This window comes from Streptomyces sp. BE303, from assembly GCF_036290945.1.
In the GTDB taxonomy this organism is placed as follows: domain Bacteria; phylum Actinomycetota; class Actinomycetes; order Streptomycetales; family Streptomycetaceae; genus Kitasatospora.
This window is the reverse complement of the sequence record NZ_JAQYWZ010000468.1, coordinates 116,577-134,303: the sequence shown is the minus strand read 5'-3', so window position 1 is coordinate 134,303 and position 17,727 is coordinate 116,577. Positions and strand designations below refer to the sequence as shown.

The following is a 17,727-nucleotide window of genomic DNA, read 5'->3' as shown; positions in this document are numbered from 1 at the left end:
GGAGATTTTTTTTATGGCTAATGGCACCGTGAAGTGGTTCAACGCGGAAAAGGGCTTCGGCTTCATCGAGCAGGAGGGTGGCGGCCCGGACGTCTTCGCCCACTACTCGAACATCAACGCCAACGGCTTCCGTGAGCTGCTCGAGGGCCAGAAGGTCGAGTTCGACGTCACGCAGGGCCAGAAGGGCCCGCAGGCCGAGAACATTCGCCCGCTGTAGTTCTTCCGCCACGGCACCCGCCCGGCGGCGAGGGGCCCGCACCGCGTACATGCCCGGTGCGGGCCCCTCGGCTTTTCCCTGAACGACCCCGGCCGCCCGGGCTCCCCGGCTCCCCGGTTCCGCCACCGGCGGCCGCTCCCACGCGAGACGCACTGCGCCGCGTCCGGATCGGCGCCCGACCGTGACAGCTCACGGTTCGAGGTTCCGCGTTCCCGCCCTCTGCGGTGAGCGCCGACCACGGGTGACGTGCCGCACGGCTTCGCCGTCCACGCTCCGCCCGTCACACTTTCTGGCTCGTTTTTTGTGGTCTCCGCCGGCGCCCCGCGCTGCGGACCTTCCTCGAAGCGCGCCGCTCCTGAGGAAGGTTTCCGCATGAACCGTTCCAGTCGTTCCTCCTACCAGAACGCCAACTCCCGCTCCGGAGGCGGCTTCGGCGCCGGCTCCCGCGCCGGCTCGGGCTCGCGCTCGGGTGGCGGCTTCGCCTCCGGCTCGGGCTCCCGCTCGGGTGGCGGGCGGCGCCCCTCCGGCGGGAGGGGTCGTCAGAATTCCACTCCGCAGGGTGAATTCGCCATGCCCGTCACCGTCACCCCGGCGCTTCCGGCCGTCGAGTCGTTCGACGAACTGGACATGCCGAACGCGCTGCTGGCGACGCTGACCCGCCGGGGCGTCACCTCGCCGTTCCCGATCCAGGCCGCCACGCTGCCGAACTCGCTGGCGGGGCGCGACGTCCTCGGCCGCGGTCGGACGGGTTCGGGCAAGACCATCGCGTTCGGTCTCGCCGTACTGGCCAACATCGCGGGGCAGCGGGCCGAGCCGCGCCGCCCGCTGGCGCTGGTGCTGGTCCCCACCCGTGAGCTCGCTCAGCAGGTCACCGAGGCGCTCACCCCGTACGCCCACGCGGTGCGACTGCGGATGGCGACCGCGGTGGGCGGGATGTCGATCGGCCGTCAGGCGCAGACGCTGAACCGCGGGGCGGAGGTCGTGGTGGCCACCCCCGGTCGGCTCAAGGACCTGATCCAGCGTGGCGACTGCCAGTTGGACGGGGTCGGTGTCGCGGTGCTCGACGAGGCCGACCAGATGGCCGACATGGGCTTCCTGCCGCAGGTCACCGAGTTGCTGGAGCAGGTCGCCGAGGGCTGCCAGACGATGCTGTTCTCCGCGACCCTGGACCGCAACGTGGACCGGCTGGTGCGTCGCTTCCTCAACGACCCGGTCACCCATTCGGTGGACCCGTCCGCGGCCGCGGTCAGCACCATGGAGCACCACGTGCTGCATGTGCAGAACTTCGACAAGAACGCCACGATCGCGCACATCGCCTCCCGCGAGGGCGGCGTGATCATGTTCACCGACACCAAGCACGGTGCGGACCGCCTGGTGGAGGACCTCCTCGCGAACGGCGTGAAGGCCGCGGCCCTGCACGGGGGCAAGTCCCAGCCGCAGCGCACCCGGACCCTGGAGCAGTTCCGCTCCGGCCAGGTGACGGCGCTGATCGCGACCAACGTCGCCGCCCGCGGCATCCACGTCGACGGGCTCGACCTGGTCGTCAACCTGGACCCGCCGGCCGACCACAAGGACTACCTGCACCGGGGCGGACGCACCGCCCGCGCGGGGGAGTCCGGCACCGTCGTCACGCTGGTGCTGCCCAACCAGCGCCGTGAGATGACCCGTCTGATGGCCACCGCCGGCATCACCCCCACCTCCACCCGGGTCCACCCCGGCGACGAGGAGCTCGCCCGCATCACCGGGGCCCGGGTGCCCACCGGGGTGCCCGTGGTGATCCCCGACCCCGTCGTCGAGCGCCCCCGCCGCAGGGCCTACGCGGGCGGTGGCGAGCGCCGTGGCCGCTCCGGCGAGACCGGGCGCAGCCCGCAGAGCACCACGGGTGCCCGTCGGCGGTCGCCGAGGCGCATCGCCCTGGCCGCGTAGGCGGAACGGCCGAAGGCGCGGGGTCCGCCACGGCGGTTCCCGCGCCGGACGGACGACGGTCGCCCGGGCTCCCGCGATCCCCTTCTTGCGTGCACCGCCGGTCGCGCCCGAGTACGACAGGTCCACTCCGTCTTGCAGACTTCCCCGCCCGCCGCCCCGCGTTCACGCGTCCCCTTCCCGACCGGGCTGTCGGCGAAGGTCCTCCGCACCGAGGCGATGGCCGGTCTGGTGGTCGCGCTCGCGCTGATCCCCGAGGCCATCTCGTTCTCGATCATCGCCGGTGTCGACCCGAAGATCGGCCTGTTCGCCTCCTTCACCATGGCGGTGGTGATCTCGGTGGTCGGCGGCCGGGCGGCGATGATCTCCGCCGCCACCGGCGCCGTCGCCCTGGTGATAGCCCCGCTGAACCGCGAGCACGGCCTCGGCCATCTGGTCGCCGCGGTCATCCTCGGCGGCGTCGTCCAGATCGCGCTGGGCGCGCTGGGGGTGGCGAAGCTGATGCGCTTCGTCCCGCGCTCGGTCATGGTCGGCTTCGTCAACGCCCTGGCCGTCCTGATCTTCCTCACCCAGGTCCCCGAGATGCACGACGTGCCGTGGGCGGTCTACCCGTTGCTCGTCGGCGGCCTCGGGCTGATGGTGTTCCTCCCGAAGGTCACCAAGGCGGTCCCGGCGCCGCTGGTGGCCATCGTCGTCCTCACCGCGATCACGGTGGCGGCCGGCATCGCGGTACCGACCGTGGGGGACAAGGGCGACCTGCCGTCCTCCCTTCCCGTCCCCGGCCTGCCGGACGTGCCGTTCACCCTGGACACGCTGACCACCGTCGCCCCCTACGCCGTCGCGATGGCGCTGGTCGGGCTGATGGAGTCGCTGATGACCGCCAAGCTCGTCGACGAGATCACCGACACCCGCTCCTCCAAGACGCGCGAGTCGATCGGCCAGGGCGTCGCGAACATCGTCACCGGGTTCTTCGGCGGCATGGGTGGTTGCGCGATGATCGGCCAGACCATGATCAACGTGAAGGTGTCCGGCGCCCGGACCCGCCTGTCGACCTTCCTGGCGGGCGTGTTCCTGATGGTGCTGTGCATCGTGTTCGGCCCCGTGGTGTCGGACATCCCGATGGCCGCCCTGGTCGCCGTCATGGTGATGGTCTGCTTCGCGACCTTCGACTGGCACTCCGTGGCCCCGAGGACGCTGAAGCGGATGCCCGCCGGAGAGATCACCGTCATGGTGATCACGGTCGCGGTGGTCGTCGCGACCGGCAACCTCGCGGTCGGTGTCGCCGTCGGCTCGGTGACGGCCGTGGTCATCTTCGCGAAGCGCGTCGCCCGTCTCGCCGATGTCACGGCCGTCACCGACCCCGAGGGCGGCGAGGTGGTGTACGCGGTGACCGGCGAGCTGTTCTTCGCCTCCAGCAACGAGCTCGCGGGCCGGTTCGACTACGTGAACGACCCGGCCAGGGTCGTCATCGACCTCTCGGCCGCGCACATCTGGGACGCCTCCTCCGTGGCCGCCCTGGACGCCGTCGAGGCCAAGTACGCCAAGCACGGGAAGACGGTCGAGATCGTCGGCCTCAACCAGTCCAGCGCGCGGCTCCACCGGACCCTCAGCGGTGAACTCACCAGCCACTGAGGGCCCGCACCCGCACCCGCACCCGCACCGGTGCCGGCTCCGGGCGACGCGGCGGACGCCCGCGGGCGGTGGGTGTTCGGCCTGCCCGTGACGCTCGGCAGCAGGCGTCAGAAGCGTCGCCAGCGGACGGAGGCGAGGGAGAAGACGCCGAACAGCAGCAACCCCAGGGCCAGGACCGCCAGCAGCCACGGGCCGACCGGCGTGGCCGCGAAGGAGCGCAGGGTGTCGTCGACGCCCTTGGCCTGCGCCGGGTCGAAGCGGACGGCCGCGATCAGGGTGTGGACGCCGACGCCGACGAACACCACGCCGCGGGCGACGTTGCCGGCGATCCCGCCGGCCGTGACCGCGGCGCGGGTTCGCCGCCCCATGGCGGCCGTGTCCATCTTGCGCAGGAACTTCCGCAGGGCCGCCCGGGCGGCGATTCCGACTCCGACCCCGATCAGGACCAGACCGGCGGCCGAGACCAGGAACCGGCCACCGGTCCGGCCCAGCACGGTGGCCGTCCAGTCCTTGGACGCACTGTCGCTGTCGGACCCGCCCCCGGACCCGGCGGCGAACGCCGCGGTTCCCCAGCAGACCGACGCGTAGAACGCCGCGCGCCCGGTGTTGAGCAGCCTGCTGGTGGTCTTCTTGCGGCCCCGCTCACCGAAGGCGGCGGCCGAGGCGCGCCAGATCGTCATGCATCCGAAGCCCACGGCCAGCAGCCACAGCAGCGTGCGGCCGAAGGGCTGGTCCGCGATCTGCCGGAGCGCGCCCTGGCGGTCGGCCTCCTCCGAGCCGCCGCCCAGCAGGGCGATCCGCAGGGCGAGGTAGCCGACCACGACGTAGACGAGGCCGCGGGCGGTGAACCCTCCCCGGCCGGCCAGGCGTAGCAGTCGGTCCGCGGAATCCCCACGGTGCTGCCGGGTCTGCGTGGCAGTGGACACGGCGACTCCCCCTTCGTCCGGGGCGCGCCCTGCGCCCGCCCGGGAGAGCGTGTGCCCGCGTCGGCCGCAGGTAGTCGCCCCGCCGGGCGCCGGGCGTGCGGAGGGCGGGGAACGGCGTCGGCGGGGCGGCGGTGCGCCGGCTCACGCCGTACCGAACCGGAAGACCCCGTCGGGCCAGTCGGCAGCCGGTCCGGACCTGTCGAGCGCCTCGCTGATCGCCCGTTCCTCGTAGCCGAAGTGGGACTCCATGACGGCCGCCAGACCGTCGAGCTCGCGCCCGATCGCGTCGAGGGCAGGGCCCCGCGATTCGGTGGCCCGGTGCGCGAGTTCACCGACGCGGGACAGGATCGAGGAGATCATCCCGTGGTCCTCGACGAGCTTCGCGACCGTCGGCGCGAGATCGGGGCGTTCCCGCAGCAGATGGGAGAACATCCCGTCGTCCTCGCCGCGGTGGTGCGACTCCAGGGCGGCGCAGAAGGCCAGGCAGTGGGTGACGAGTGTGTCGTCGCTCAGGCGGCGGTGCCCGAGATCCGTCCTGATCCCGGTGATCAGGCGGCGCAGTTCCTCATGTGCTCGTGCGAGCTGCAGGCTCAGCGCGGCCGCACGGTCGCGATCCTGGGAGGCCAAGGTCGGCGGTCCCCTTCGGTTCCGCACCTCCATGCCTGACGCAGTCCGTCACCGGCACGCGATGCCCGGCCATCCGACCACGCGACGCGCCGGTACGGCAAGCAGGATCCGGGACACGGTCAGGTCCCCGGTGCCCGGGTGACGGCGTGTCCGCCGCAGGGCCCGGGGCGGCCGGCACACGGCATCTCTCCAGAAAACTCACAGCACGGTGTGGAACCCCCACAGCCGGGCTGCCTAGGCTCCGCATGTGCACGACGAAGTGCGCGGGGCCGGCGGCGACGGACGAGGACCGGCGCGAGCCGGCCGCCCGGCACCACGGGAAGACCACATGGACTACTGCGCACCCTGCCGACGCCATCTGAACGGCGCTCTGGCCTGCCCCGGCTGCGGGGCGCCGGCGACCGGTCCGGAGCCGGTGGCGTACCGACCGGCGGACGCCGCGGCGGTGACGCACCCGCAGCCCGGCGTGCCGGGGCCGGTGCCGCTGCCGGCCGGGCGCGGCGACGGTCGGACCGTCGGCCGGACCGGAGGTCGCGCGAACCCGCGGCGGATACGGCGACGGCCGGGGCGGATCGTGGTGTCCGTGGTCGGCCTGGCCGTCGTGGGGCTGGGAGCCGTGACGCTGGCGGCGAACGGCTCGGAGGGGGTGCCGCCCGAACCGGCGGCCGAACAGCCGGTGGCCACCGTGCCGCAGCACGTCCCGACCCCGCAGCCGACGGTGTCCGGCGCGCCGCCGTCCGCGACCGGGGCGCAGGGGCCGCCCACCCCGCAGCGCTCCGGCAGCCGCCCGCCCTCCGCCGCCGCATCACCCACCGCCCCCCTCTCCGCGTCCGCCTCCGCCCCGACCGCGGCCCCGTCCTCGGCGCCCCGGGGCGGCGCTCCGGCGGTGTCGGCGACCACCCGCGGGCCCGACCCGGTCGGCCCGAGTCCGGCGGCGCCGGGACCGTCGGTACCGGGCACGCCCCCGACGGCTCCGGCGACCCCCGTGACCCCGGTGACCACCCCGCCTCCCGTCACGAGCCCGCCGTCCTCGCCCCCGACGCCGCCGACGGCCACACCCGCCCCGCAGCCGACCCGCACCTGCACGCCGTTCCTCTTCTGGTGCACCTGAGGACGTCCCGGCAGGGGCAGGGGCAGGACGCCGGGGGCCGCAGCGGGTGACTGCGGTGGCCGACACCGGTCCGGAGCCCGCCTCCCCGCCGCCCGGACCGGCGCGATCCGGTGCTGTGACGTGGATCACGCCGCCGAGGAAAACCGGGAGCCGCCGTGCTCCGTCAGACCAGGACGTGAAACGTTCACCGGCCTCGATGACCGAGGCCCAGCTGGTCCGACGGATCTCCTGCGGGGACACGGCGGCCTTCGACGAGCTGTACCGGCGCAGCGCCCCGTGGTTGACGGCGCGGCTGCGTCGGCGCTGCGCGGACGACGAGATCGTCGCCGAGGTCCTGCAGGAGACGTACATGGCGGTGTGGCGGGCGGCCGGGCCCTTCGCCGACAGCATGCGCGGCGAGGAGGCCGGCGGCTGGCTGTGGACGATCGCCGCCCGCCGGCTGGTGGACGCCTTCCGCGTACGCGGCCGGCACAGCACCCTCCCGCCGGCGACCGCCGCCCCGGGCCCGGCGCCCTCGGCCGAGCACGAGGTGCTGGACGCCGAGATCGGGGGCGACCTGGGTGCGGCGCTGGACCGGCTGGCTCCCGAGCTGCACCAGGTCCTGACCGCGATGGTGCTCGACGGGCTGACGGTCCGCGAGACGTCCGAGCTGCTGCGGATCCCCGAGGGCACCGTCAAGACCCGTGCCCGCCGTGCCCGCCTCGACATGCGAAAGGCCCTGTCATGACTGCGCACGTCCCCCGCGAGCTGCTGGTGAGCTACGTACTGGACCCCGGCGCCCCGACCGGGCCCAGTGCGGGTGCGCTGTGGACGCTGGAGGCCCACCTGGAGCGGTGCGCCGTCTGCCAGGCCGTGTTGAGGGAGGTGTCCCTCGCCCACCGTCCGGCCGACACCCTGCTGATGGCGCAGGTGCGCGAGCGCCTGACGGCGACCCTGACGCCGGTGCGCCGGCGCCGGTGGCGACGGGTGCGGAGCGAACTGGCCCGGTGGGCGGCGCCGGCGCTCGGGCCGTGGGTGGCGGCGGTCGTCCTCGTCGTCCTCGGCGCCCTGGTGCTGTCGTCGGCCGTCCTGCGGGACTCGCCGACCCTGCTCCTGCTCGCGCCGGTGATGCCGCTGCTGGGCGTGGCGCTGAGCTGGGGCCCGCACTCCGATCCGGTCCACGAGCTGATCGCCACGACGCCCCGGTCGGGGCTCGGTCTGGTCCTGCGGCGGACCCTGGCCGTGCTGACCCTCGTCATCCCGGCGCTGGCGGTCGCCGGCGGGATCACCGGCGCCGCGTCCGCGCTGGTCCTGTTGCCGGCCCTCGCGTTGACGTGTGCGGGCCTGGCGCTGGGCAGCCTGGTGGGAATCCAGCGCGCCACCACCGGGCTGGGCGCCGGATGGGCCCTGTTCGTGGTCGTCCCCGCCGTCGACGGCAAGACCGTCCCGTTCTACCTGCAGGAGTCCGCGGCCCCGGGATGGGCGGCCGCGACCGCTGTCCTGGGTGTCGCCGTGGTCCTCTGCCACAGGGCCTACCTGCACCCCCGCGAGGCCCGCGCGCGCCAGCGCTGAACACCGCAACGCCGTTCCGCGCGGCGCCCGTTCCGCGCGGCCCTGCACGTGGCGCGCGGCGCCCGTCACCCGTACCCCCTTCACCCGCACCGCGAGGAGACACGACCATGCCCGGAACCGGCATCGCGAGCGAGATCGCGCCCACCGGCTACGCCCATCACATCCAGGCCCACGCGCTGACCGTCCGGCGGGGCCGCCGCTCCGCCGTCGACGGGGTCGACCTGAAATTGGGCGTCGGCGTGCACGGCCTGCTCGGCCCCAACGGGGCGGGCAAGACCACCCTGATCCGCACGCTCGCCACCGTCCTGACCCCGCACGGCGGCGAGCTGGAGCTCCTGGGCAGCGCGCGTCGCACCCGGGGCGAACTGCGTGAACTCCGCCGCCGGTTGGGCTACCTGCCGCAGGCCTTCGGACACTACCGGCGTTTCACCGTCAGGGAGTTCGTCGAGTACATGGCCTGGCTCAAGGAGGTGCCGAGCCGGCGGACCGCCGACGCGGTGCAGCACGCCATCGACCGCGTGGACCTGACCGGCCGGGCCGACGACCGCATGGGGTCGCTCTCCGGCGGCATGCTGCGCCGGGCCGGCATCGCCCAGGCGATCGTCAACGACCCCGACATCCTGCTGCTCGACGAGCCGACCGTCGGCCTGGACCCGGCCCAGCGCATGGAGTTCCGTGCCCTGCTGCGCGACATCGGCGCACAGTCCTGCGTCCTGGTCTCCACGCACCTCGTCGAGGACATCGGCGCCGCCTGCGCCGGTGTCGTGCTGATGTACGAGGGCGGCACGGTCTTCGCGGGCGACGTCGACCGGCTCCGCGCCGCGGGCACCGACGCGGACCCGGGCGACAGCGAGATCGAGCGAGGCTACTCCGCCCTCCTGCGCCGGCACCGGGAGGGGAAGGTCGGGGCCGGGGGATAGGCGACGCGGCACGACCACCGTCCGACACCCCTGCCCGCCCTGATCCCCGACGAATCGGAGTCCGTGATGTTCCGCATGCTGCGCCTGGAGGCGAAGCGCTCGATCGCCCTGCTGCTGTTCCTGGTGGTGGCCGCCCTGACCCGTGTCTTCCTCTGGATGGACGTCCAGCAGTGGGCGGCCAGTTGGACGCCCCTGGTCCACTCGATGCGGGGGACGGCCTGGATCGTGCTGCCGGTGGTGCTGGCCGCCGCGATCTGGCACGGCGGGCGGGAGCGGCGCGCCGAGGTCTCCGAGCTGTTCGCCGCCACGCCGCGGCCGCACCGGGTCCGTCTGCTGCCCGCCTTCCTGGTGTTCGCCGGTACGGCGGTGCTCGCCGTGGCGGCGGTGGTGGGATGGGCGGCGGTCGTGGTCGCCGGGAACGCGACCTTCGACGGCGGCGAGTGGCCGCTCGGCCTCGCGGTGGGACTGCTCGCCGCCGTCGCCGTCACCCTGGTCGGGCTGGGTGTCGGTCGGGTGGCGCCCGCGCCGGTCGCGGCGCCGCTGGGCGCGGTGCTGCTGTTCCTGGCCCTGACGTTCGCTCAGGTGCGGGACGGCCGCCCGGCCAACCGCCTGGTGGACACCGTGCTGCCGATGCTGCCGGTCACGGACGACTTCCACCGGGTGCTGCCCGCCTTCTCGGTGGCCCAGGGCGTCTGGTTCGCCGGCCTCGGGGCCACCGGCGTGCTGCTGGCCGTCGCGGTCACCTCGCGCGCCCGGGCCCTCGCCCTGGCGCCGGCCGTGGCCGGGGTGGCCCTCGGAGCGGTACTGGCGCCGTCGGGCGCGATCGTCCCCGCCCCGGCGGCCACCGCCCTGGTCTGCGCACCGGGTGACGACCGGATCTGTGTCACCCAGGTGCACAGCAGGGCCCTGCAGGACCTCATCGCGCCCGCGCGGAAGGTGCTCGAAGCCTTCGCCGAGGTGCCCGGCGGCCCGAAGCGGGTGCAGGAGGACCAGGTGAGCTGGATGTTCGACGACGGCAGGCCGACGGCCGGTGCCGATCTCGACACGGTCAGGGTCGCGCTTCCGTACCGGACCAGGGAGGGCGGCATCCGGTGGGAACCTGACGCGGTCCTCTCGATCGTGGCCCAGGAAGCCACCGTCGACCCGGGCTGCTTCGACGGGCAGGAGGAGCAGCGCCGTGCGTTCGACGCCTCCGGTGCGATCACCGCGGCGCTCCTGGACACCCCCACCGACAAGCTGAGCCCCGCCGCCCGCCAGGCCTACGACACGCTGCGCGCGCTGCCGATCGAGGAGCGCCGCCGGCGGATCGGGGACGGCCGCAGGGCCGGGCTGACCTGCGGGGACCCGCTGGCCGTCGTCATGGGTCGGGAGGCGGGCCGGTGACCCCGGGTCTGCGTGGCCTCGTGCTGCATTTGCGCAGCCGGGCGATCCCGGTGACCGTCCTGGTCTTCCTCGCCGCAGCCGGCGTCTCCTGGGCCGGATTCCGGCTCGACGATCCGGGCATGTCCCGGACGATCGGTCTGACCGCCCTGGTGCTGGGCGTCGCGGCGATCTCCCGGACGCTCTCCGGCCCGGACGAGGAACTGGAGCGCGGGACGCCCGTCCCCTGGCGGCTGATCCGCTTCCTCCACCTGGCGCTGCTGGGCGCGGTCCTCCTCGGCCTGCTGATCGCGGTCCGTCCGATCGCCGGAGAGCGGACGCACGCCGTGCCGCTCGGCAACCTCGTGCTGGCCGGTCTGGCCCTGAGCGCGGTGACCGCTCTCGCCGCGGTGCTGCTGGGGGCGCACGCGGCCTGGGCCCCGCCGGTCGGCTGGGCCCTGGTCATGCTGACGGTGGGGTCCCGGAACTCCCCCGGCGGGCAGGTGCTGACCTGGATGGTGCAGGACCCCCGCACCGTCATCTCCACGACGGTGGCCGTCGCGCTGACGGTCGTGGGCGCCGCCGCCTACACCTGGCGGGGCAGCCGCTGGTGAACGGGGTGCGCCGGTCCTCCGGAGGCGCCGCGCGCCCCCGGAGGCCCGCCGGCCGGGCTTGACACGTTTCTTCGTATCGAGAATATTAGATATGTCTTACGGGGCCGTCGTAGTCGTCGTGCGGAGGGAGTGTGGGGCGGTGGATCCGCTGGCCGTTCACAAGGCGCTCGCGAACCCGGCGCGCGCGGACTTCCTGCGCTGGCTGAAGACGCCCGAGCGCTACTTCGACGAGGACTACTACCGTGAGCGCGGTGTGGGGTTCCACATCGGCGTGTGCGTGACGGACATCCGGGAGCAGTCGGGACTGGCCCAGTCGGTCGTCTCCGGCTACCTGCAGATCCTGCGGGACGCCGGGCTGCTCGTGTCGGAACGCGTCGGCAAGTGGACCTTCTACCGGCGCAACGAGGAAACGATCGCGGCGTTCGCCGCCTACGTCCGCGACGAGCTCTGAGGCTTCTCGGGCGGGCCGCGGGGGCCTTGTCGGCCGGCCCGGCGCCTCGCGGCGCCGGGCCGCCCTGCGGGCCTTTTTTTCGACATCATCCATCTAATTATCTAGATTTGTAGCTCGGTCTCACGGGGCTGCGGGCCGGCGGTGAGCCGTCCTCCGGGGGCCGGGCGCGAAAGGCTGCCATGCGAAAGACCGGTCTCGTCGTCCTGACCCTCGCCCTGGGGGTGTTCGGGATCATCACCACGGAGATGGGCGTCGTCGGCGTCCTGCCCCGCATATCCGAGGAGTTGGGCGTCGCGCCGTCCACGGCCGGATGGCTGGTCGGCGTCTTCGCGCTCGTGGTCGCCGCCACCGGGCCGTTCACGACCCTCCTGGCCTCCGCCGTCCCCCGCAAGACGGTCCTGGCGACCGCGCTCGCCGTGTTCACCGTCTCCAACGCCGTCTACGCGCTGACCGACCGGTTCGAGGTGATGTTCGTCTTCCGGGTGATCCCGGCGGTGTTCCACCCGGTGTTCTTCTCGGTCGCGCTCACCGCCGCGGCCCGGCTCGTCCCGGCGCAGCGGGCCACCCGGGCCGCGACGACCGTCTTCGCCGGCGTCACGGTCGGGTTCGCCTTCGGGGTGCCGCTCACCTCCTACCTCGCCGAACACCTGTCCCTCGCCGCCGCGTTCTGGTTCGGTGCGGGTGTCAACCTCCTCGCCCTCCTCGGCGTGCTGGCCCTCTTCCCGTCCATGCGGTCGGAGGAACGCCTCTCCTACGGAGACCAGTTGCTGATCCTGCGGCGCCCCCGGCTCTGGCTGGCGGTGCTGGCCGTCGTGGCCGTGTTCGCGGCGATGTTCTCGGTCTACGGGTACTTCGCCGAATACCTGGAGCAGGTCACCCGGCTGAGCGGCTCCCAGGTCGGCACCGCACTGATGGCGTTCGGGATCGTGATGGTCGCCGGGAACCTCCTCTTCGGCCGGATGCTGGAACGCGACCCGGTCCGCACGGTGACCGCCTTCCCGGTGCTCTACGTACTCGTCTACGCCGTGGTCTACGTGGTCGGACCGTGGACCGTGCCGATGGCCGTCGGCGTGCTGCTCTGGGGGGCGGTGCACTCGGGCGGACTCGTCGTCAGCCAGAGCTGGCTGGCCCGGGACGCCCAGGACGGGCCCGAGTTCGGCAACAGCCTCTTCATCTCCTTCTCCAACCTCGGGATCACCCTCGGCAGCGCGGCGGGCGGGCTCGTGGTGTCCTCGCTGGGCGCGCACCGGCTGCCGTGGGCCGGAGCGGCGTTCGCCCTCGTCGCGCTGGCCGCCGTCCTGCTGCGGCGGCGCCTCGGGCCGGCCGTTGCGGCAGGCCCGGGCCGTGCCGGTCGTTCCCGAGGTCGTACGTGATCCCGAAGCGGCCGGGCTCGCCGGGCGGGTGGAGCACGGCCGGGAGCGTGCGGCGGCCGTGGTGCGCGGAAAAATCCGTGCCCGATCGCGTGCGCAGGAGCAGAATCGCCCTGTGGTGGACATGAGAGCGTTCCGGGACGCGGTCGTCGGCTGGGCGGCGGGCGGCCCCGAGGAACCGGCGCGGGAGTCGGCGGCGAGGGAACTGGCGGCGCGGCTCGGCGTGCGGACCGCGGTGCTGCTGGAAGGGCCGAGCGACCTGGAGGCCGTCGAGGCGCTGGCGGCGCGCTGCGGTAGGGACCTGCCCGCCGAGGGCGTGTGCGCCGTCCCCATGGGCGGAGCCATGTGCGTCGGCCGCTACGCCGGCCTGCTCGGGCCGCCCGGGCTGGGTCTGCGGCTCGTCGGCCTCTGCGACGTGGGCGAGCAGGGCTTCTACGACCGCGGTCTGGATCGGTCCCGCGCGCCGCGCGAGGGGTTCTTCGTGTGCTCGGCGGACCTGGAGGACGAACTCATCCGGGCCCTGGGTGTGGCGCGGATCGAGGAGATCGTCCGGGTCGAGGGCGATCTCCCGGCCTGGCGGATCTTCGGACGCCAGCCCGCCCACCGGGGCGAGCCGCCGGAGCAGCAGATGCGGCGCTTCCTCGGTACGAAGAAGGGCCGCAAGATCCGCTACGGGCGCCTCCTGGCGGAGGCCGTCGACCTCGGGCAGGTACCCGCGCCCCTCGCGGGTCTGCTCGCCTGCCTGTGACCGGGCAGGAGGGGCGCGCTGCGGGGATCCGTGTCAGCGGGTGGCCGTGGGTTCGTGCGCAACGGCGGGCGGGACCGCCGTGCCGCCCCTCCGCACCGGACCGGGGAGAACGGTTGTGCGGTGCGGTGCGGTGCGGTGCGGTGCGGTGCCGGGACCGCACCGCACCGCCCACCGGCCGGGCCGGCTAGGCCGACGTCGTGCCGACGGCGCTCAGGGGCGAGGCCAGGGACTCCAGGCTGCGCCGTTCCGCGCGGACGCCGATCGCGGCCTCCACCAGCCCGGCGGCGGTCATCAGTCCCGCGCCGATGCAGAACGCGAGGGTGGTGTCGGAGACGTTCCCGGTGCTCACCAGGCTGTTGAACAGCAGCGGCCCGCTGATGCCGCCGGCCGCCGTGCCGACGGCGTAGAAGAACGCGATGCACATCGCCCTGGTCTCCAGCGGGAAGATCTCGCTGACCGTCAGGTAGGCCGAACTCGCGCCCGCGGAGGCGAGGAAGAGCACGGCCGTCCAGCACGCCGTCATGGTGACGGCCGAGAGCGAGCCGTGCTGGAAGAGCGCGGCGGTGCCGAACAGCAGCAGGCCGGAGCCGAGGTAGGTGCCGGCGATCATCGGCTTGCGCCCGACCGAGTCGAAGAGGTGGCCGAGCAGCAGCGGGCCGAGGAAGTTGCCGACGGCGATCACCGCGAAGTAGTAGCCGGTGTCGCCCTGGGGGACGTCGAAGTACTGGGTGAGGATCACCGCGTAACCGAAGGTCACCGAGTTGTACAGGAACGCCTGGCCGATGAACAGCGCGAGGCCGAGCACCGTCCGGCGCGGGTAGCGGGCCACGACCGTGCGGGCGATCGTGACGAAGCCGAGCGGGGCGCGCTCGCGGATCAGGATCGGCTCGTCGGTGAGCGGGGGAAGCGCGGTGCCGGTCTGCCGCTCGACGGCCCGTTCGGCCTCGGCGACCACCTTCTCCGCCTCGTCCGCGCGTCCGTGCGTGATCAGCCAGCGCGGACTCTCCGGGACGTGTCGGCGCACCAGCAGGATCACCAGGCCGAGGGCCAGACCCAGGCCGAAGGCGAGCCGCCAGCCGACGTCCGTGGCGAAGAGCGCGGTGTCGAGCAGGGCGATGGACGCGAACGCCCCGAACGCCGCGCCGATCCAGAAGCTGCCGTTGATGATCAGGTCGATCCGGCCGCGGACCCGGGCCGGGATCAGCTCGTCGACCGCGGAGTTGATCGCCGCGTACTCGCCGCCGATGCCGAAGCCGGTGAAGAAGCGGCAGACGAAGAAGAACCAGGCCGACGAGGAGAACGCCGTCACGGCGGTCGCGGCGAGGTAGACCGCGAGCGTCAGCATGAACAGTTTCTTGCGCCCCAGCCGGTCGGTCAGCCAGCCGAAGAACAGGGCCCCGCTGCACGCGCCCGCCACGTAGACGGCGGCGGCGACGGTGGTCACCTGGGTGGTCGAGATGGAGATCCCGCTGCCCTGCTCGGCGAGCCGGGCCGCCATGGTGCCGACGATCGTCACTTCCAGGCCGTCCAGGATCCAGACGGTGCCCAGGCCGATCACGATCCTCCAGTGCCAGCGGCACCACGGTAACCGGTCCAGCCGGGCCGGGACCCTGGTCTCGATCACGTCGTCGCCGCGGGAGGTGCGGGTCCGCTCTTCCGGTCGTTCGGACGGCTTCACCGGGTCGGCCATGACGGGTGTTCCTCTCGCGAGGTGTTCAGGACGCCCCCGCGTCTGCCCGGTCGCCCGGCGATCACACCGGCGGGTTCCCCGGCGGACGCGGCGGCCGGCCGCGGGCCCCCGCGCCGCCCGCGGCTCGGGACCCGGGCGGGTGGCGGACGGCCGGCGCGTGACGGCGGCCGGCGGGCTCGGCCTATCATTCCGGAGCCGACGGGGAGTCACCCGGACTCGCCCGTCCCGCCCAGCACGTTTCATCCCGAAAAGGAGCCTCCGAGTGGGTAGCACTGTCGAGACGCTGGAATTCCAGGCCGAGACGCGCCAGTTGCTCCGGTTGGTGATTCACTCGATCTACTCGAACAAGGACATCTTCCTGCGCGAGCTGATCTCGAACGCCTCCGACGCACTGGACAAGCTGCGGCTGGAGTCGCTGACCGACTCCGACCTCGACGCCGACACCTCCGACCTCCACATCCTCCTGGAGGTCGACGAGGCCGCCCGCACGCTGACCGTCCGCGACAACGGCATCGGCATGACCCGGGACGACGTCGTCGACCTGATCGGCACGATCGCCCGGTCCGGCACCGCCGGTCTGCTGGAGAAGATCAAGGAGACCCGGGACGCCGAGGCGGCGCAGAGCCTGATCGGTCAGTTCGGCGTCGGTTTCTACTCGGCGTTCATGGTCGCCGACCGGGTCACCCTGAGCACCCGGCGGGCCGGCACCGGTGCCGGGACCAGGTGGGAGTCCGACGGCGAGGGCACGTACAGCATCGAGGAGGTCGACGGACTGCCCGTGGGCACCTCGGTCACCCTGCACCTCAAGCCCGTCGACGGCGAGGACGGGGTCGCCGACTACCTGGCCGGGTGGAAGATCCGCCAGATCGTCAAGCAGTACTCGGACTTCATCCGCTGGCCGATCCGGATGGCGGCGGAGCGCCCCGGCGCCGACGGCGCCACCGAGCCCGGGGTCGACACGCTCAACTCGATGAAGGCCCTGTGGGCCCGGCCGCGCAGCGAGGTCACCGAGGCCGAGTACCACGAGTTCTACCGGCAGATCAGCCACGACTGGCTCGACCCGGCCGAGACGATCCACATGCGGGCCGAGGGCACCTTCGAGTACGAGGCGCTGTTGTTCATCCCCTCGCAGGCGCCGCTCGACCTGTTCTCGCGCGACACCCGGCGCGGCGTCCAGCTGTACGTCAAGCGCGTGTTCATCATGGACGACTGCGAAGCGCTGATGCCGGACTACCTGCGCTTCGTCAAGGGCGTGGTGGACGCCCACGACCTGTCGCTGAACATCTCCCGCGAGATCCTGCAGCACGACCGCCAGATCCGCGGCGTGCGCCGACGGCTGGTCAAGAAGGTGCTCGGCGCCCTCAAGAGCGTGCAGACCGCCGACGCCGAGCGCTACACGAAGCTGTGGGCCCAGTTCGGCCGGGTGCTGAAGGAGGGGCTGCTGGAGGACACGGACAACACCGAGGCCCTCCTGGAGCTGGTGTCGGCGGCCTCCACGCACGACGCGGAGCAGCCCACCACCCTGCGCGAGTACGTCGGACGCATGAAGGACGGCCAGGACGCGATCTACTACCTGGCCGGCGAGGACCGGGCCATGGTGGAGAACTCGCCCCACATGGAGGCCTTCGCCGCCCGGGGGTACGAGGTCCTGATCCTCACCGACCCGGTCGACGAGGTCTGGGTGGACCGGGTGCCCGCCTTCGACGGGCACCGTCTGCAGTCCGTCGCCAAGGGCCAGGTCGACCTCGGCGAGCCCGAGGACGGCGACCAGGACGCGGAGGCCGAGAAGGCCCGGCGCGAGCAGGACTTCGCCGCCCTGCTGCCGTGGCTGACGACGGCCCTGTCCGAGCAGGTGAAGCAGGTCCGCCTGTCGTCGCGCCTCACCACGTCGGCTGCCTGCGTCGTCGGCGACGCCCACGACATGACCCCGACCCTGGAGAAGATGTACCGGGCGACGGGGCAGCAGGTCCCCACGGTGAAGCGGATCCTGGAACTCAACCCCACGCACCCGCTGGTCACCGCGCTGCGCTCGGCGCACGAGGCGAACGCCGACGATCCCGCGCTCGCCGAGGTCGCCGAGCTGGTGTACGGCAGCGCGCTGCTCGCCGAGGGCGGCGACCTGCCCGACCCGGCCCGCTTCGCCCGGCTGCTGACCGCCCGTCTGACCCGGGCCCTGTGACCCGGGCCCGGTGACCGGTGGGGTGCGGCCCGCGGCGACCGGCCGCCGCGGGCCGCACCCCTGCCGCCGGCTTCCGGAGCGCCCTACGGCGGGCGATCCGGAAGCCGGACCGGAACTCAACTGAAGTAGATCATCCTCCGCCAGTCATTCATTTCAGTTTATATGTTGCCGAGGGACCTTTCTCCTGGGGCCGTGTCGATCCGGCCCGGAGTTGCGGCTGTCGCGCGCCGCGCGTCCCCTTCGAGCTGCGGAATCTCCCCGGATCGCCCGGGCGCCCCCGGATCGGGGGCGGCGATCCCTTGACGCGGTCACCACATCGTCAGCACTCTGGTGCCTGGCCGAGCTGATATGACTGAGCATCAGATGCTCATTCATCTCAGCTCATGGCTTCCCTGCGACCAGTGTGAAG

The 17,727-nt window shown here is 73.0% G+C and carries 16 protein-coding genes; 13 read left to right on the top strand and 3 right to left on the bottom strand.

Annotated elements, in window-relative coordinates; all coding sequences use genetic code 11:
• Nucleotides 1-13: 13 nt before the first annotated feature.
• The 3 genes from PUR56_RS09295 to PUR56_RS09285 all read left to right on the top strand — a co-directional run bounded on the left by PUR56_RS09295 (nucleotide 14) and on the right by PUR56_RS09285 (nucleotide 3,772).
• A complete protein-coding gene (locus PUR56_RS09295; RefSeq protein WP_030918248.1) occupies nucleotides 14-217 on the top strand; it encodes a cold-shock protein in 204 nt (67 codons plus the stop codon).
• A gap of 372 nt (nucleotides 218-589) precedes the next feature.
• On the top strand, nucleotides 590-2,143 hold the full coding sequence (locus PUR56_RS09290) for a DEAD/DEAH box helicase (RefSeq protein WP_329881488.1): 1,554 nt from the start codon (nucleotides 590-592) through the stop codon (nucleotides 2,141-2,143).
• Nucleotides 2,144-2,359: 216 nt separating this feature from the next.
• On the top strand, nucleotides 2,360-3,772 hold the full coding sequence (locus tag PUR56_RS09285) for a SulP family inorganic anion transporter (RefSeq protein ID WP_443034468.1): 1,413 nt from the start codon (nucleotides 2,360-2,362) through the stop codon (nucleotides 3,770-3,772).
• Nucleotides 3,773-3,879: 107 nt separating this feature from the next.
• Here the strand turns inward: PUR56_RS09285 and PUR56_RS09280 are convergent, their stop codons facing one another.
• Together PUR56_RS09280 and PUR56_RS09275 are read right to left on the bottom strand one after the other, a co-directional pair.
• Entirely contained in the window at nucleotides 3,880-4,698 is an 819-nt protein-coding gene (locus tag PUR56_RS09280; RefSeq protein WP_329948525.1) for a DUF1206 domain-containing protein, read from the bottom strand.
• A 141-nt stretch (nucleotides 4,699-4,839) separates the two neighbouring features.
• Nucleotides 4,840-5,325 (bottom strand): hemerythrin domain-containing protein, encoded by a 486-nt coding sequence (locus PUR56_RS09275; RefSeq protein ID WP_329948524.1) that lies wholly within the window; start codon nucleotides 5,323-5,325, stop codon nucleotides 4,840-4,842.
• A 328-nt stretch (nucleotides 5,326-5,653) separates the two neighbouring features.
• Here PUR56_RS09275 and PUR56_RS09270 point away from each other — a divergent pair, with 328 nt between their 5' ends.
• From PUR56_RS09270 to PUR56_RS09230, 9 genes are all read left to right on the top strand, one after another.
• On the top strand, nucleotides 5,654-6,436 hold the full coding sequence (locus tag PUR56_RS09270; RefSeq protein ID WP_443034467.1) for an SCO2400 family protein: 783 nt from the start codon (nucleotides 5,654-5,656) through the stop codon (nucleotides 6,434-6,436).
• Nucleotides 6,437-6,632: 196 nt separating this feature from the next.
• A complete protein-coding gene (locus PUR56_RS09265; protein WP_329948522.1) occupies nucleotides 6,633-7,163 on the top strand; it encodes an RNA polymerase sigma factor in 531 nt (176 codons plus the stop codon).
• Entirely contained in the window at nucleotides 7,160-7,987 is an 828-nt protein-coding gene (locus tag PUR56_RS09260; protein ID WP_329948521.1) for a zf-HC2 domain-containing protein, read from the top strand. The genes PUR56_RS09265 and PUR56_RS09260 overlap by 4 nt, the downstream gene beginning before the upstream one ends.
• 107 nt (nucleotides 7,988-8,094) lie before the next feature.
• Nucleotides 8,095-8,907 carry an ATP-binding cassette domain-containing protein gene (locus tag PUR56_RS09255; protein ID WP_329948520.1) on the top strand — a complete coding sequence of 271 codons (813 nt, stop codon included), beginning with the start codon at nucleotides 8,095-8,097 and terminating at the stop codon, nucleotides 8,905-8,907.
• Between the two features lie 66 nt (nucleotides 8,908-8,973).
• A complete protein-coding gene (locus PUR56_RS09250; protein ID WP_329948519.1) occupies nucleotides 8,974-10,290 on the top strand; it encodes a hypothetical protein in 1,317 nt (438 codons plus the stop codon).
• On the top strand, nucleotides 10,287-10,880 hold the full coding sequence (locus tag PUR56_RS09245) for a hypothetical protein (RefSeq protein WP_329948518.1): 594 nt from the start codon (nucleotides 10,287-10,289) through the stop codon (nucleotides 10,878-10,880). Before PUR56_RS09250 ends, PUR56_RS09245 begins: the two co-directional genes overlap by 4 nt.
• A gap of 91 nt (nucleotides 10,881-10,971) precedes the next feature.
• On the top strand, nucleotides 10,972-11,331 hold the full coding sequence (locus tag PUR56_RS09240) for an ArsR/SmtB family transcription factor (RefSeq protein ID WP_329948517.1): 360 nt from the start codon (nucleotides 10,972-10,974) through the stop codon (nucleotides 11,329-11,331).
• A gap of 179 nt (nucleotides 11,332-11,510) precedes the next feature.
• Entirely contained in the window at nucleotides 11,511-12,704 is a 1,194-nt protein-coding gene (locus tag PUR56_RS09235) for an MFS transporter (RefSeq protein ID WP_329948516.1), read from the top strand.
• Nucleotides 12,705-12,816: 112 nt separating this feature from the next.
• Nucleotides 12,817-13,449 carry a TOPRIM nucleotidyl transferase/hydrolase domain-containing protein gene (locus tag PUR56_RS09230; protein WP_329948515.1) on the top strand — a complete coding sequence of 211 codons (633 nt, stop codon included), beginning with the start codon at nucleotides 12,817-12,819 and terminating at the stop codon, nucleotides 13,447-13,449.
• A 184-nt stretch (nucleotides 13,450-13,633) separates the two neighbouring features.
• On the opposite strand, the gene PUR56_RS09225 is transcribed toward PUR56_RS09230, so the two are convergent.
• Entirely contained in the window at nucleotides 13,634-15,139 is a 1,506-nt protein-coding gene (locus PUR56_RS09225) for an MFS transporter (RefSeq protein ID WP_329948514.1), read from the bottom strand.
• A gap of 262 nt (nucleotides 15,140-15,401) precedes the next feature.
• Between PUR56_RS09225 and htpG the strand changes: the two genes are divergently transcribed.
• Nucleotides 15,402-17,318: a molecular chaperone HtpG gene (htpG, locus tag PUR56_RS09220; RefSeq protein ID WP_329948513.1), complete on the top strand. Its 1,917-nt coding sequence runs from the start codon at nucleotides 15,402-15,404 to the stop codon at nucleotides 17,316-17,318.
• The last annotated feature ends 409 nt before the right edge of the window (nucleotides 17,319-17,727 follow it).

Bases quoted from the DNA above. Each gene is read 5' to 3' on its own strand.
- PUR56_RS09290 (WP_329881488.1), top strand. From the start codon at position 590: ATGAACCGTTCCAGTCGTTCCTCCTACCAGAACGCCAACTCCCGCTCC.
- PUR56_RS09250 (WP_329948519.1), top strand. From the start codon at position 8,974: ATGTTCCGCATGCTGCGCCTGGAGGCGAAGCGCTCGATCGCCCTGCTG.
- PUR56_RS09225 (WP_329948514.1), bottom strand. From the start codon at position 15,139: ATGGCCGACCCGGTGAAGCCGTCCGAACGACCGGAAGAGCGGACCCGC.
- PUR56_RS09295 (WP_030918248.1), top strand. From the start codon at position 14: ATGGCTAATGGCACCGTGAAGTGGTTCAACGCGGAAAAGGGCTTCGGC.
- PUR56_RS09285 (WP_443034468.1), top strand. From the start codon at position 2,360: ATGGCCGGTCTGGTGGTCGCGCTCGCGCTGATCCCCGAGGCCATCTCG.
- PUR56_RS09265 (WP_329948522.1), top strand. From the start codon at position 6,633: ATGACCGAGGCCCAGCTGGTCCGACGGATCTCCTGCGGGGACACGGCG.
- PUR56_RS09235 (WP_329948516.1), top strand. From the start codon at position 11,511: ATGCGAAAGACCGGTCTCGTCGTCCTGACCCTCGCCCTGGGGGTGTTC.
- PUR56_RS09255 (WP_329948520.1), top strand. From the start codon at position 8,095: ATGCCCGGAACCGGCATCGCGAGCGAGATCGCGCCCACCGGCTACGCC.
- PUR56_RS09270 (WP_443034467.1), top strand. From the start codon at position 5,654: ATGGACTACTGCGCACCCTGCCGACGCCATCTGAACGGCGCTCTGGCC.
- PUR56_RS09260 (WP_329948521.1), top strand. From the start codon at position 7,160: ATGACTGCGCACGTCCCCCGCGAGCTGCTGGTGAGCTACGTACTGGAC.
- PUR56_RS09240 (WP_329948517.1), top strand. From the start codon at position 10,972: ATGTCTTACGGGGCCGTCGTAGTCGTCGTGCGGAGGGAGTGTGGGGCG.